The following is a 13,551-nucleotide window of genomic DNA, read 5'->3' as shown; positions in this document are numbered from 1 at the left end:
TCTCCTCCATCGAGGACGACGCCTCCTCGGCGGACGCCGCCTGCTCGGTCGCGCCTTCCGACAGCTCCTCGGCGCTCGACGACAGCTCCTGGCTGCCGGCCGAGACGTTGTCGGCGGCGGCGAGCGCTTCGGCGACGACCTGCCGCAGCTTCGCCACCATGACGTTGACGTGGCCGATCAGATCGCCGATCTCGTCCTTGGATGTCACATCGACCGTGCGGGTGAGGTCGCCGGCGGCGACCGCCTGGGCGAGCGCCCCGGCCCTGGCGAGGCTGCGGCTGATGCTCGTCGCCATCCAGACGGCGATCACGGCGGCGAACAGAAGCGAAACCCCGACGACGCCGAGCATCAGATCGCGGGCGCCCTCGTACTGCGCGTTCGCGGCCTTCTTGGCGTCCTCCAGCAGGCCGCGATTGATGTCGGCGCCGCGCTCGAACTGCTTCTGGAGATCGGCCGTCAGCTTGCGCCGTTCGCCGGTCGATATCGCCCGAGCCTGATCACGGGCGCCCTGATCGACCAGACCACGGATCTTGTCCTGAAGTGCTCCGATCTGATTCAGCAGGCTCCGATTGTTGGCCCAGATCGACTTGTATTGCGCCGCGGCCGTCTCGTCGGCCTTGTCGATACGCGCCATGAGCGCCTGCCGCTCCTGAACGAGCTCGTTGCCATAGCGCAGGATCTCGTCCTTGGTCTCGGCCATCAGCATGTTCTGCTCGGACCGGACGATCGAGACGAGCGAGGTATTCATCTCGAGCGAGAAGGCGAGGCGTTGGACAGGTACGTCGACGACCCGCGTGAGCGTCGCGTCGAGCGTGGCGAGATTCGAGATGCCGAGCCAGGCCGTGACGCCCGACAGGACGATCACCACGGCGAAGGCGAGCGCCAATTTGAGCTTGATGGTGAAGCGCATCACAGGTCTCCTGAACGCGCGGCCGGCGTACAGGTCGGTCGTCGCTCTGACTTGGTTGCGTCGAGAGCCGGTTCGGCGGACGACGGCGAGAGAATGCGGGCGAGATCGGGAACGACGATGAAGTCGTCGCCGCGCTTGCCGATGAAGCGGATGTAGTCCTGCCGCCAGCGGGTGCCGACGCGCGGCACGTCCTCCAGGGCCGAGGCGGCGAGCTCGGTCACCTCGTGGACCTTGTCGGCCCGGATGCCGATCACGGTCGGCACCCGGTCGATCTCGATCTCGGTGACGACGATGCGGGTGTCGATCGTGTCGGGCGCCGGCTCCATGCCGAACTTCAGGCGCAGATCGGCGAGCGGCACGACCTTGCCGCGCACGTTGATCAGACCGTTGACGAAGGGCTCGCTCCCGGGCACCTCGGTGACCGGCACGAGATCGAGGATCTCGCGCACCTGGGACGCCTCGAGGGCGAAGGTCTGGCCCTGCAAATCCAGGGTCAGCACCTCGAGGGGTCGGCCGGCATCGTGATCGGACGTTTCGAAGCGGTTCATGGCGTTGTCTTTCGCGGCTCAGCTCGCGGCCTTGAGCCGCTCCTCGGTGGCCTGCCCGTCGGCGACGAGCTGCGGCACGTCGAGGATCAGGGCGACACTGCCGTCGCCCAGGATGGTGGCACCGGAGAACACCCCGATGCCGGCGTGAAGCCGCGACAGCGACTTGATGACGGTCTGATGGTCGCCGATCACCTGATCGACGACGAGCCCGACCCGGAAGCCGCCGGCCGAGACGATGACGACCTTCTGATAAGGATCGGGCGGCAGCCGCGAGGCGAACTGCTCGCGCAGTCGGATATAGGGAACGAGGTCGCCACGGATGTTGAGGAAGCAGCGGCCCTTGGCGCGCAGATCGTCCTCCGGCGTGAGCTCGACGCACTCTTCGACGGCGCCGAGCGGGATGACGTAGCGGCCCTTCCCGACCCGCACCAGGAGGCCGTCGATGATCGCGAGCGTGAGCGGCAGACGCAGCGTCACCTCGGAGCCTTGGCCCGGCGTGCTCCTCACGTCGATCGAGCCGCGCAGATCGTCGATGGTGCGCTTCACCACGTCCATGCCGACGCCGCGGCCGGACAGGCTCGTCACCTCGCGGGCCGTCGAGAACCCCGGCGCGAAGATGATCTTGAACAGCTCCTCGTCGGCGAGCCGAGCGCCCGGCGCGATCAGGCCGTTCTCCTCGGCGCGCGCCTGGATACGGTCACGGTCGAGCCCGCGGCCGTCGTCGCCGACCGAGATCAGCACGGCGGCGCCGGCGTGACGCGCGGTGAGCGAGACGCGACCGGTCGCCGGCTTGCCGGCGGCGGCGCGGCCGTCGCGCGGCTCGAGGCCGTGGTCGGCGGCGTTGCGGATGAGATGGACGAGCGGATCGGCGAGCCGCTCGATCACGGTCTTGTCGAGCTCGGTCTCCTCGCCCGAGGTGATCAGCTCGATGTCCTTGCCGAGATCGCGCGAGAGGTCGTGGACGAGGCGGCGAAAGCGACCGAACAGCGAGCCGATCGGCATCATGCGGACACCCATGGTGGTGTCCTGCAGCTCGCGGGCGAGGCGCTCGATCTCTTCGGTGACGGACTTCACCTGCGGATCGAGCGAGGCTGCGGCGATCTGCTTGAGCCGCGACTGGGCGATGACGAGCTCGCCCACCCGGTCCATCAGCTCGTCCAGCCGCTCCGCCGGCACCCGGATGCTGCCGGTGCCGTGGCGTCCGGCGGACGCGGCCGAAGCCGTTCCGGACGCGGTCTGGCCCGCTGCGGCCGCAGCGGCAGGTGCGGTCGCAGCAGTCGCAGCGGTCGCAGCGGCCGGAGCGGCCGGAGCGGACGCCGCGGGCGGCGACGCGGAGCGGGTCTCGGGGCAAGGTTCGCCGTGAGCCGCGGCGGCGGCGCGCTTGTCGAGGGAGTTCCAGGCGGTCGCCGGGTCCGACAGGACCGGCACGTCGCTCGACACGGCAGGCGCCGAAGCCGCAGCGGCGTCCGCGGCGACCGGCACGATGCTCAGCTCCATGTCGTCGAGGAGGAACATGAACACCTCCTCGATCGCGTCGCGCGGCCTCGCCGTGGTGAGCAGCACCTCCCAGCCGACGTGACAATCGAGCGGGTCGATCTCGTCGAGCGCGGGAACGTCGCCGGTGCGCGCCACCACGGTCGCGGTGCCGAGCGAATGAAGATCCTCGATCAGCAGGAGCGGATTGGTGCCGGTCGCCATCGCACCCTTGGGCAGGCGGAAGGTCACGCGGAACGTCTGCTCGGCCGCCGCGGCCGCGGCGGCCGGCCGGGTCGCGCCGGGCACGACGGCGTGGGGAGCGCCGTTCGCCGGCCCGTTCGCGAGAATCAGGTGGAGCCCGCGGAGAATCGTGTCGCTGGCCGCCTCGTCGGCCTCGGCCGGCGCCTCGATCAGGCGCCGCATCTGATCCTTCGCATGGAGGGTGAGCGCGATCAGCTCGGCCGTCGCCGCCACTTCGCCCTTGCGGACACGATCGAACGCGCTCTCGACGTGATGCGTGAAGGCGGCGAGCCGGTCGAAACCGAACATCGCGCCCGAGCCTTTCAACGTATGGAGCGCCCGGAAGGCGGCGTCGATCAGATCGGCGTCGCCGGGCCGGTGCTCGAGGTCGAGGAGCGTGTGCTCGAGCTGCTCCAGGAGCTCCTGGGCTTCCTGGCGGAACGTGTCCGCTGCATCGACGATGGTCATGCGCCGAGAACCTTCCTGACCACGGCGACGAGCTGCTCCTGCTGGAACGGCTTGGTGATCCAGCCGGTGGCGCCCGCCTCCTTGGCCTCCTTCTTCACGTTGGCGTCGGACTCGGTGGTGAGGAACAGGATCGGCACACCGCGATAGCTCGGCAGCTTGCGCAGCTCGCGGATCAGCGCGAGGCCGTTCATCACCGGCATGTTGAGGTCCGTCACGATCATGTCGACCGGATTGGCCTTCGCCTTGGCGAGGCCGTCGGCGCCGTCGTTCGCCTGGAGCACGCGGTATCCGGCTCCCTGCAGCGTGAGCTGCACCATCTGGCGCACGCTGGCGGAGTCGTCGACGTTGAGAATGGTCTTGCTCATGGATGATCCGTTGCTTGCAGCCAGAACGCGGAGCCGCCGCACGGGTCGGCGGGATCGACGGCGAGGAAGCCGGCGCGGTCGAGAGCGCGGAGGAGCGCCCCCCCGACGGGCGCGGCGAGGTGGAGAGACTTGCCGGCCGCTCGTGCGCTGCGCCGGGCGGCGAGGACGAGCTGGACGAGCGAGAGGTCGAATTCGGAGACGTCGTCGAGCCGGATCTGCACCGCGTCGGCACGACCGAGCTCGGCCCGGAGCCGCTCGTGCGCGGCCGCGATGGTGCGGACCGTCTGCGCACCGGCGAGGTCGACGACCGCGACCTCCGGGACGACATTCAGGTTGTTACTAATCACGTCACACACCTGTGGCGATCACCGGGCCACGCGCTTATCGCATTGCCCTCTCTCGGCTTTCCGCCACGGAACGTACCCGGTCCGGTTTTAAGCCAGACTTAACAGGTGATAGCCTGGGTAATTGGTACTTACTAATAAAGACCCGATAAACATCGTTTAGAGTTCGTCTCGACCCGTGGCCGAGGCGTTACCGGTTGCAGCGTCGCGAAGCTGTCGCGAACATGGAAACATGCAACGGCCCGTGGCATTTCGGCGGGTCCACGCCGTCGCGAAAATCGTAAACGCGACGCCCCTGCGGGACCGCTCCGACCACCCTGGCGTTGTGATCGGACGTGATCAGACGCGCACCGCGGCGGATTTCCGCATGGCCGTCATGCAGGCCGGCGCGCGGGCGGAATGCTGGCTCACGTCGTCGGCGAGGCTGCGCGATACCGCCGCGCGCATCGCCTCCCCGATCATCACGACACACGGCCCGGACGGCAGGGCCTCGACGGCGCGCAGCAGACCGGCAACGCTCGTGATCACGTCACGTTCGTCGGTCCGGGTCGCGTTCACGATGGCGACGGCCGGTGTGGTCGGCGGCAGGCCGGCGGCGAGTGCCCGGGCGACCAAGGCCGGCAAGGTCTTACGTGGCATGTAGACGACGGTGGTGACGGACGGATCGGCCAGCGTCGTGCCGTCCACATCGTCGGGCAGCCGGGCATCGCGATCGTGGCCCGTGACGTACTGAACGCGGCGCGCCACGCCGCGGGCGGTGAGCGACACGGAAAGTCCGGCCGCGGCGCCCTGTGCGACCGTGACGCCCGGCACCACGGAAATCGCGATCCCGGCGGCGCGCGCCGCCGCGATCTCCTCGCCGGCACGGCCGAACACCCCGGGGTCGCCGCTCTTCAGCCGCACCACGCGCTTGCCGCGCCGGGCGAGGCCGACCATCAGGGCATTGATGTCGTCCTGCCGGCAGGAGGGGCGATGCCCGGTCTTGCCGACGAGCAGCGTGCGGGCCTCCCGCCGCGCGAAGGCGAGCACCTCGGGTGCGACGAGATCGTCGTAGAGCACCACGTCGGCGCTGCGCAGCGCCCGCACGGCCGCGAGCGTCATCAGCTCCGGATCGCCCGGGCCGGCGCCGACCAGCGTGATGGTCCCCTCCCCTTCGCCGGCGCCGCCGGCGAGCAGTTCGTCGAGGTCGTCGCGCGTCGGGCTGCGATCCGGCTCGTGGAAGGCGCGGTCGGCGAAGCGCTGCCAGAAGCCACGACGCGCCGTCATCGAGGCGACGCGGTCGGCGACCTCGGCCCGCCACGTCTTGGCGGCGTCGAGCCAGCGCGCGAGGCCGACCGGGATCAGCGCCTCGATCTTCGAGCGCAGCGTCTGGGCGAGCACCGGCGCGGCCCCGTCGGTCGAGATGCCGACCACCAGCGGCGAGCGGTTGACGATGGCGCCGAACTGCACGTCGCACAGATGCGGCCGATCGACCGCGTTGACGATGGCGCCGGCGCGACGCGCCGCCGCGACAGCCGCCTGCGCATCCGCCTCGTCCTCCAGCGCGACGACGACGACGCGCGCCCCCTCGAAGTCTTCGGGCCGCCAGGCGCGCGCGTGGAGCGCGACGGCGCCGTCCGGCACCGACTGCGGCGCGGCGCGCATCTCGTCGGACATCGCTTCGGCGATCACGTCGACGAGCGCCCCGGCCGAAGCGAGCAGCCGCGCCTTCCAGGCCGCCCCGGCCGAGCCGCCGATCACGACGGCCCGCTGTCCGCGCAGCGGCACGAACACGGGCAGCACGGCGAGCGGCGCGAGGCCGCCGGCGTGCGTTTCCTCCGGGTGGCGATCAGGCTGCGGCACGGGACACCTCCGCGAGAAGCCGCTTCAGCTCGGGCAGGCACGAGCCGCAATTGGTGCCGGCCATCACGGCCGCGCCGATCGCAGCCGTGTCGGTCGCGCCGGCCGCGACCGCGGCGAGGATCGCATCGCGCCCGACCGAGAAGCACGCGCAGACCAGCGGCCCGCATGCCGCCGCCCCGTCGGGGGCGCGGCCCGAGAGCAGCGCGAGGCGCGTCGCCGGCGCGAAGGCCTCGCCGACCATCGGCGCCAGCGTCTCCCAGCGCGGTACCTGCCCGGCCGGACCGATGAAGACGGCACCGGCGAGCCGGGCGTCCGCGAACGCCGCGATCCTGATCACGTCGCGGGCCGGATCGTGCAGCTCGGCGCACTCGCAATCCGAGAACAGCGCGCGGATCGCGGGCACCAGCGCCTCGATCGGCGCGTCGCTTGCGAGGCTCCAGGCGAAGCCTCCAGCGACGGCGATGCGGGACCACCACAGACCGTCCGGCAACGACAACGGCCCGCGCGAGAGCGCGAAGCCGGCACGCCGCATCGTCACCGGTGTCATGGTCGCGGGCGTCGCCTTCGCTTCGGGCTGGCCCGAATACGGATCCGTCGCCCCCGCGACCAGAGGTCCGACGCGGCCGTGCGAGGACGTCTCGGCGGTCCAGTGGATCGGCGCGAAGATCTCGCCGGACCGCACCACCTCGGTCGCGACGACGCGCAGGACGGCCTCGCCGTGCGCCGTCTCGACCTTTGCGAAGCCGCCGTCAGACAGGCCGAAGCGCGCGACGTCGTCGGGATGCACTTCGACGAAGGGCTCGGGCCGATGCGCACCGAGCCGCGGGGACAGGCCGGTGCGCGTCATCGTGTGCCACTGGTCACGGATACGGCCGGTGTTGAGGCGAAGCGGATAACGCGGCGACACCGCGGCGGCCAGCGTCGGCATCGCGGCCGGCACGAAGCGGGCGCGGCCGTCGGTCGTGACGAACCCGCCGGCACCGAACAGCCGGACCGTGCCCTCGCGCTGCCCGCGCGGCACCGGCCACTGGATCGGCGCCAACGCGTCGTATTCCTCGTCGCCGAGATCGGCGAGGCCGGAGATGTCGAAGGCGCGCGCCCCGTCGTTCTCGAAGCCGGACAGCGCCGCGTGCTCGCGAAAGATCGCAGCGGGCGACGTGTAGGCGAAGGCGGCGCCGTATCCGAGCCGCGCCGCGACGCCCGACAGGATCCACCAGTCCGGCTTCGCCTCGCCGGGCCGTGGCAGCACGGCGCGCTGGCGCGAGATGCGCCGTTCGGAGTTCGTGACGGTGCCGTCCTTCTCGCTCCACGCGGCGGCCGGCAGCCTGACATGGGCGCCGGCGCCGAGCGTGTCGTTCGACACGACGTTTTCTGAGACCAGAAGCAGATCGAGCGTCTGCAGCGCCGTCCGCACCGCGTCGGCACGCGGCAGCGACACGGCCGGGTTGGTGCCCATCACCCACAGCGCCTTGATGCGACCGTCGGCGACGGCGTCGAACAGGTCGACGGCCTTCAGCCCCTCGCCCGTGACGATGTGCGGCGCGTTCCAGAAGCGGCGCACGCGATCGACCTCGGCCGGCGCGAAGCCCATGTGTGCGGCCAGCATGTTGGCGAGGCCGCCGACCTCGCGGCCGCCCATCGCGTTCGGCTGTCCGGTGAACGACAGCGGCCCGGTGCCGGGCTTTCCGATACGCCCGGTGGCGAGATGGCAGGCGACGATGCTGGTCACCTTGTCGGTGCCCTGCGCCGACTGGTTCACGCCCTGCGAATAGACGGTCACGACCTTATCGGTGTCGCGCCAAGCGCCGACGAACTCGCTCACCTCGGCCTCGGACAGGCCTGTGCGAGTGGCCGTGGCGGCGAGCGACGGTGCGATCTCGCGGGCGCGGGCGAGCGTCTCGCCGAAGCCGGTCGTGTGCGTCTCGATGAACGCCCGGTCGAGCGCATCGGTATCGGCGAGCTGCGTCAGGAGATGGGCGAACAACACCGTGTCCTGACCGGGTGCGATCGCGAGATGCCGGTCGGCCTCCTCGGCCGTCGCGGTGCGGCGTGGATCGACCACGATCAGCCGCGTGCCGCGGGCGCGGCGCGCCGCGACGATGCGCTGGAACAAGACCGGGTGACACCACGCCGCGTTCGATCCGACCAGCACGATCAGATCGGCCTCGTCCAGATCGGCGTAGCAGCCCGGCACCACGTCGGCGCCGAAGCTGCGGCGATGGCCGGCGACCGAGGACGCCATGCACAGCCGCGAGTTGGTGTCGACATGCGGCGTTCCGAGAAAGCCCTTCGCCAGCTTGTTGGCGACGTAATAGTCCTCGGTGAGGAGCTGACCCGAGAGATAGAAGGCGACGCTCTCGCGGCCGTGTGTCGTGATCACCTCGGTGAGGCGGGACGCGACGGCATCGAGCGCCGTGGCCCAGTCGACCTGCTTTCCGTCCACGACGGGATGCAGGAGCCGGGTCGACAGGCCGAGCGTCTCGCCGAGCGCGGCCCCCTTCGAGCACAGCCGGCCGAAGTTGGCCGGATGCGCGGGATCGCCCGCGATCGCGAGACCGCCCTGCCCGTCCGGCGTGGCGACGACGCCGCAGCCGACGCCGCAATACGGGCAGGTGGTTCGCACGGACGCAGTCCCGAAGGCCATGGCGAGCGCCCTCAATACACGTCGGCCTGATAGCGACCGGCCTTCTTCAGCGCGGCCACGTAGGCGACGGCGGCGTCAGCCGTCCTGCCGCCGTGCCGCTCGACGATGTCGACCAGCGCGCGCTCGACGTCCTTGGCCATCCGCTTGGCGTCGCCGCAGACCGCGACCTGCGCGCCCTCCTCGAGCCAGGCGTACAGCTCGGACCCGACCTCGCGCATGCGATCCTGCACGTAGAACTTCTCGGCTCCGTCCCGTGACCAGGCGAGCGACAGCCGGGTCAACACGCCGGCGTCCTTGAGCGTGTTCAACTCGTCCTCGTAGAAGAAGTCGTGATCACGTCGCTGGTGGCCGAAGAACAGCCAGTTCTTCCCCGGCGCGCCGGTCGCGGCGCGTTCCTGCAGGAAGGCCCGGAACGGCGCGATGCCGGTGCCCGGGCCGATCATGATCAGCGGCGTCGCCGGATCCTGCGGGACGCCGAAGCCGTGCGCCCGCTGGACGTAGACCGGAACCCGCGCCCCGATCGCGAGGCGCTCGCCCAGATAGGTCGAGGCGACGCCGAAGCGGCCGCGACGGTTCACGGTGTAGCGCACGGCGTCGACCGTGAGCGAGACGCGACCCGGATCGGCCTTCGGCGACGACGAGATCGAGTAGAGCCGCGGCTGCAGCGGATCGAGCGCCTCGACGAAGGCCTCGGCGGACGGGCGCACGCCGAACTTCATCAGCGCCGCGAGCACGTCCAGCGTCGCGGCGTCGCCGTCCGGATCCTCGCCGGCGGCGAGCGCCCGCGCCTTTCGGCGCAGCGCCCCACCGGTCACATAGGAGAAGAGCTGGAACAACGCATCGGGCGCGGCGCCGAGCGACACGTCGTTCGTGAGCACCTCGAACAGCGGCTTGCCGGCGACGAGCCCCTCGGGCCGCGCGCCGAGCTGCGCGATCACCGCATCGACCAGGCCCGGGGCGTTCTTCGCGAGCACGCCGAGGCTGTCGCCGACCGTGTAGGTCACGCCGCTCTCCGACAGATCGAGATCGACGTGGAACGTCTCTTTCTCGGAGCCGGGACCGTTGAGACGGCGACGGCCGACCAGCACCGCCTCGACGGGCGCTTCGCGGGAAAAACCGCGCGCGGCCGGCGCCGCGGGGGCGGTCTCGATCACGGTGTTCTCGATCACGGTCGAGGCGAGCGACGGCGACGCGCTCGTCGTGGCACCACCGATCTCGGCGGCGAGCGCCTTCACGGCGCGAAACGTCTCCTTGCCGCCCGGCGCGCACAGATTGAGCCGCGCCTCGGCACCGGTGAACAGCGCGTTCGCATAGGCCGCGCAGGTGTAGCCGCACTGGCCGCAGTCCTGCTGCGCCATCGCCGCCATCAGGCGCGGCGCCAGGGGACGATCCTCGGCGAGTTTCTGGCGCTCGGCGAGCGGCAGGGCGGGATCGTGCCAGGGTGCGTCGTCGTTGTCGGCGAGGGCCGAACCCATGGACGCGCCGGCGCCGTCCGGGGCCGCGACGGGCAGCGGTGCACCCGGAGCCGCGAGCGTGGCGAAGAAGCCGCCGAGCCATGCGCGCTGCTCGGCCGAGAACGGCGCCGTCTCGGGCAGCACGTAGACGGACGGTGGTTGCACGGATGCGTTCATTCGACGGCCTCCAGGGCGCGCACCTCGCGCGGCGCCAGGGATTTCAGGTGATCGATGCCCGTCCTCAGCGTGAACTGCTGAAAGGTCTCGGCGGGTCCGCGGCGGCCGTCCAGATAAGCCCGCAGCAGCGCCTCGACGTGATCGGCGGCCGCATCGGCGCGAACGCCGCTCCATAGCACGCGGCCGATCGCGGCGTTCTCGGCGAAGCCGCCGCCGACCACGATGTCGTAGCCTTCCACCGTGTCACCGTCGTCGCCGACCGGCACCTTCACGCCGATCAATCCGATGTCGCCGATATAGTGCTGGGCGCAGGAGTTCGGACAGCCGGTGAGATGGATGTTGACCGGCGCGTCGAGTGCGAGCCGCCCCTCGACGTGATCGGCAATCTTCAGCGCGTGCTCCTTGGTGTGGGCGTTGGCGAACTTGCAGCCGGTCATCCCCGTGCAGGCGACGAGGCCCGCCCGTATCGAGCTCGGCTGCGCCGACAGCCCCAGGTCGGCGAGGCGTCGCTCCACGTCGCCGGCGCGCTCGGCCGCGACGCCGGAGATGATCAGGTTCTGCCAGACCGTCAATCGGATATCGCCGTCGCCGAGATCCCGCGCGATCGCGGCGAGACCGCGGACCTGGTCCACCGTGAGACGTCCCACCAGGACGACCACGCCCACATAGACACGGTCGATCTGCCGCTGCGGATGCACGCCGAGATGGCCCATGCGGTCGGTCGCCGGGCGCGGCGCGACCTGCGCCGCATCGACCCGATCGAGCCGGCGGCCCAGCACCGCCTCGACCTTCGCGAGGAACGTCTCGAAGCCGAGCCGATCGAGCACGTATTTGAGCCGCGCCTTGGCCCGGTCCGTGCGGTCCGCCTCGGCGATGAACACGCGCACGATCGCGTCCGCGACGGCCGTGCAGTCGGCCGGCCTCACGACGACGCCGGTGTCGCGCGCCAGATCCCGGTGGCCCGAGATGCCGCCGAGCACGAGCCGCATCCAGATGCCGGCCGGCACCGCGGCGCCGTCCAGCACCTCGACGGCCTGGAAGCCGATGTCGTTGGTCTCCTCCAGGGCGGGAATTCTCCCACCGCCGTCGAACGACACGTTGAACTTGCGCGGCAGGCCGATGAGAGAGCGATCGTTGAGGATGTGGAAGTGCCAGGCCCGCGCCAGCGGCCGCGTGTCGATCAGCTCTTGCGGGTCGATCCCGGCGGTCGGCGAGCCGGTGACGTTGCGGATGTTGTCGGCGCCGGCGCCGCGCGCCGTCAGGCCGAGATCCGACAGGCCTTCGAGGAACGGCGCGGCGTTCTCGGGCGCGATCTCGCGGATCTGCAGATTCGCCCGCGTCGTCACGTGGACATAGCCGCCGCCGAATGTCTCCGCGAGTTCGGCGACGCCGGCGAACTGCCAGTGATTCAGAATCCCGTTCGGGATGCGCAGCCGCGCCATGTAGGAGGTCTGGGCCGGCGCCACCCAGAACAGGCCGTGATAACGCCAGCGGAAGTTGTCCTGCGGGTTCGGTGCCTTGCCGGCATCGGCATCGCGCTTCAGCCGCGCATAGGCGTCGAGCGGGTGTTCGGCCCGCTTCCACTTCTCCTGATCGGCGAGCTTTCTTCCTTCGGCCAGAACTTTGTCCTGTGCGGCGAGATGCGGCGCATCGGGCCCGGTCGGTGCCGACGCCGCAGGCGTGCCGGGCGCGCCGAAGCCGACCGACTTCATCACCGCCATGCCGGCCGCCATGCCCTCCAGATAACGCTTCTGCTCGGCCGAGAAGTCGGTCATCGCACGATCCTCAGGCTGCCTCGGCGACCGCCTCGGCGGCAGGCTCGGTTTCCGGCTCGAACGCGACGGCAGTCGCCTCGGCGCGCGGCCCGAACACCAACGCATCGCGCATTCCTGACACGTCGGCGCGGCGCGTGATCAGATCCTGGAAGAAGCCGGCATGGCGCGTCTCGCCGACCAGGATCGCACCGACGAGTCGGTTCTCGGCGACGACCAGTCTGGCGTAGCGACCGGCGGCGGCGTCCGAGAGCGTGATCACCTCGGCGCCGGCGGGCGGCGTCACGTCGCCGGCCGAGAACACCGGCACGCCCGAGACCTTCAGGCGGGTCGCGAGAAGCGTGCCGGTATAGCGCGCATCCTCGCCCGCGAGCCGGCGGGCGAGCACGACCGCCTGCGCGTAACCGGGCTCGACGAGTCCGTAGACGGTGCCGCGATGCGAGACGCATTCGCCGATCGCGTGAACCCGTTGTGCCGAGGTCGCGAGCCGGTCGTCGACCACGACGCCGCGCTCGACCGACAGGCCCGCCCCGACGGCGAGCCCGACCGACGGCCGTACCCCGACCGCCACGACGACGAGCCCGGCCGGCAGCCGCCGCCCGTCGGCGAGCCGCACCGCCTCGACCTGATCACGGCCTTCCACGGCGGCGGTCTGCGCCTCAAGCACGATGTCGATTCCGCGCTCGCGCATCGCCGCCTCGACGATCCGTGCGGCGCCGTGGTCGAGCTGCCGCTCCATCACCCGGTCGGCGAGATGGACGAGCGTGACGGCGACGCCGGCGCGGGCGAGGCCGTAGGCGGCCTCCAAGCCGAGCAGGCCGCCGCCGATCACCACGGCCGGGCTCCCGCGCCGTGCCGCCTCGCGCATGAGCGCGACGTCGGCGAGATCGCGGAACGTGATCACGCCGGGGAGGTCCATGCCGGGCGCCGGAAGTCGAATCGGCTCCGAGCCGGTCGCGAGCACGAGGCGATCGAACGGCACGACGCCGTGGCCGCCGATCCGCACCTCGCGCTCCGCCGTGTCGATGCCGGTCGCCCGCGCGCCGGTGATCAGCCGCACCCGGTTGGCCAGATACCAGCGGCGATCGCGGAAGCGGCACTCCTCGTCCGTCACCTCGTCGGCGAGCAGCGCCGAGAGCAGCACGCGGTTGTAGGCCGGTACCGGCTCGGCGCCGATGACGGTGATGTCGAAGCGCTCCGGCACCCGCCGCGTCACCTCCTCGACGAGGCGCAGCCCGACCATGCCGTTGCCGACGACGACCAGCCGCTCACGCATGGCGAGATCCGAGCCGCGAGATCAGCGCGCCTTCA

The 13,551-nt window shown here is 71.0% G+C and carries 10 protein-coding genes; all 10 read right to left on the bottom strand.

Annotated elements, in window-relative coordinates; genetic code table 11:
• A partial coding sequence (locus ACFSOX_RS20715) for a HAMP domain-containing protein (protein WP_378479725.1) occupies positions 1–910 on the bottom strand: 910 nt, incomplete at its 3' end.
• Positions 910–1,458, bottom strand: coding sequence for a chemotaxis protein CheW (locus ACFSOX_RS20710; RefSeq protein ID WP_378479724.1), 549 nt, complete (start codon positions 1,456–1,458; stop codon positions 910–912). The genes ACFSOX_RS20715 and ACFSOX_RS20710, both read right to left, overlap by 1 nt.
• Positions 1,459–1,476: 18 nt before the next feature.
• Entirely contained in the window at positions 1,477–3,642 is a 2,166-nt protein-coding gene (locus ACFSOX_RS20705; protein ID WP_378479723.1) for a chemotaxis protein CheA, read from the bottom strand.
• A complete protein-coding gene (locus ACFSOX_RS20700) occupies positions 3,639–4,007 on the bottom strand; it encodes a response regulator (protein WP_378479722.1) in 369 nt (122 codons plus the stop codon). Before ACFSOX_RS20700 ends, ACFSOX_RS20705 begins: the two co-directional genes overlap by 4 nt.
• Positions 4,004–4,354, bottom strand: a complete 351-nt coding sequence (locus ACFSOX_RS20695; protein ID WP_378479721.1) for an STAS domain-containing protein — start codon at positions 4,352–4,354, stop codon at positions 4,004–4,006. Before ACFSOX_RS20695 ends, ACFSOX_RS20700 begins: the two co-directional genes overlap by 4 nt.
• A gap of 336 nt (positions 4,355–4,690) precedes the next feature.
• The gene (cysG, locus tag ACFSOX_RS20690) at positions 4,691–6,193 is read right to left on the bottom strand and encodes a siroheme synthase CysG (protein WP_378479720.1); all 1,503 of its coding nucleotides are present in this window, start codon (positions 6,191–6,193) and stop codon (positions 4,691–4,693) included.
• Positions 6,180–8,837, bottom strand: coding sequence for a molybdopterin-dependent oxidoreductase (locus tag ACFSOX_RS20685; protein WP_378479719.1), 2,658 nt, complete (start codon positions 8,835–8,837; stop codon positions 6,180–6,182). Before ACFSOX_RS20685 ends, cysG begins: the two co-directional genes overlap by 14 nt.
• A gap of 11 nt (positions 8,838–8,848) precedes the next feature.
• Positions 8,849–10,468, bottom strand: coding sequence for a sulfite reductase subunit alpha (locus tag ACFSOX_RS20680; RefSeq protein ID WP_378479718.1), 1,620 nt, complete (start codon positions 10,466–10,468; stop codon positions 8,849–8,851).
• Positions 10,465–12,243 (bottom strand): NirA family protein, encoded by a 1,779-nt coding sequence (locus ACFSOX_RS20675; RefSeq protein ID WP_378479717.1) that lies wholly within the window; start codon positions 12,241–12,243, stop codon positions 10,465–10,467. Before ACFSOX_RS20675 ends, ACFSOX_RS20680 begins: the two co-directional genes overlap by 4 nt.
• A gap of 10 nt (positions 12,244–12,253) precedes the next feature.
• A complete protein-coding gene (locus ACFSOX_RS20670; RefSeq protein WP_378479716.1) occupies positions 12,254–13,516 on the bottom strand; it encodes an NAD(P)/FAD-dependent oxidoreductase in 1,263 nt (420 codons plus the stop codon).
• Between the last annotated feature and the right edge of the window lie 35 nt (positions 13,517–13,551).

This window comes from Rhodoplanes azumiensis (assembly GCF_042682915.1).
In the GTDB taxonomy this organism is placed as follows: domain Bacteria; phylum Pseudomonadota; class Alphaproteobacteria; order Rhizobiales; family Xanthobacteraceae; genus Rhodoplanes; species Rhodoplanes azumiensis.
The sequence above is the reverse complement of the archived record's forward strand: the minus strand, read 5'-3'. Positions and strand labels throughout refer to the sequence as shown.

Coding starts and splice junctions, on each gene's coding strand:
- ACFSOX_RS20710 (WP_378479724.1), bottom strand. CDS start 1,458: ATGAACCGCTTCGAAACGTCCGATCACGATGCCGGCCGACCCCTCGAG.
- ACFSOX_RS20705 (WP_378479723.1), bottom strand. CDS start 3,642: ATGACCATCGTCGATGCAGCGGACACGTTCCGCCAGGAAGCCCAGGAG.
- ACFSOX_RS20700 (WP_378479722.1), bottom strand. CDS start 4,007: ATGAGCAAGACCATTCTCAACGTCGACGACTCCGCCAGCGTGCGCCAG.
- ACFSOX_RS20685 (WP_378479719.1), bottom strand. CDS start 8,837: ATGGCCTTCGGGACTGCGTCCGTGCGAACCACCTGCCCGTATTGCGGC.
- ACFSOX_RS20680 (WP_378479718.1), bottom strand. CDS start 10,468: ATGAACGCATCCGTGCAACCACCGTCCGTCTACGTGCTGCCCGAGACG.
- ACFSOX_RS20675 (WP_378479717.1), bottom strand. CDS start 12,243: ATGACCGACTTCTCGGCCGAGCAGAAGCGTTATCTGGAGGGCATGGCG.
- ACFSOX_RS20670 (WP_378479716.1), bottom strand. CDS start 13,516: ATGCGTGAGCGGCTGGTCGTCGTCGGCAACGGCATGGTCGGGCTGCGC.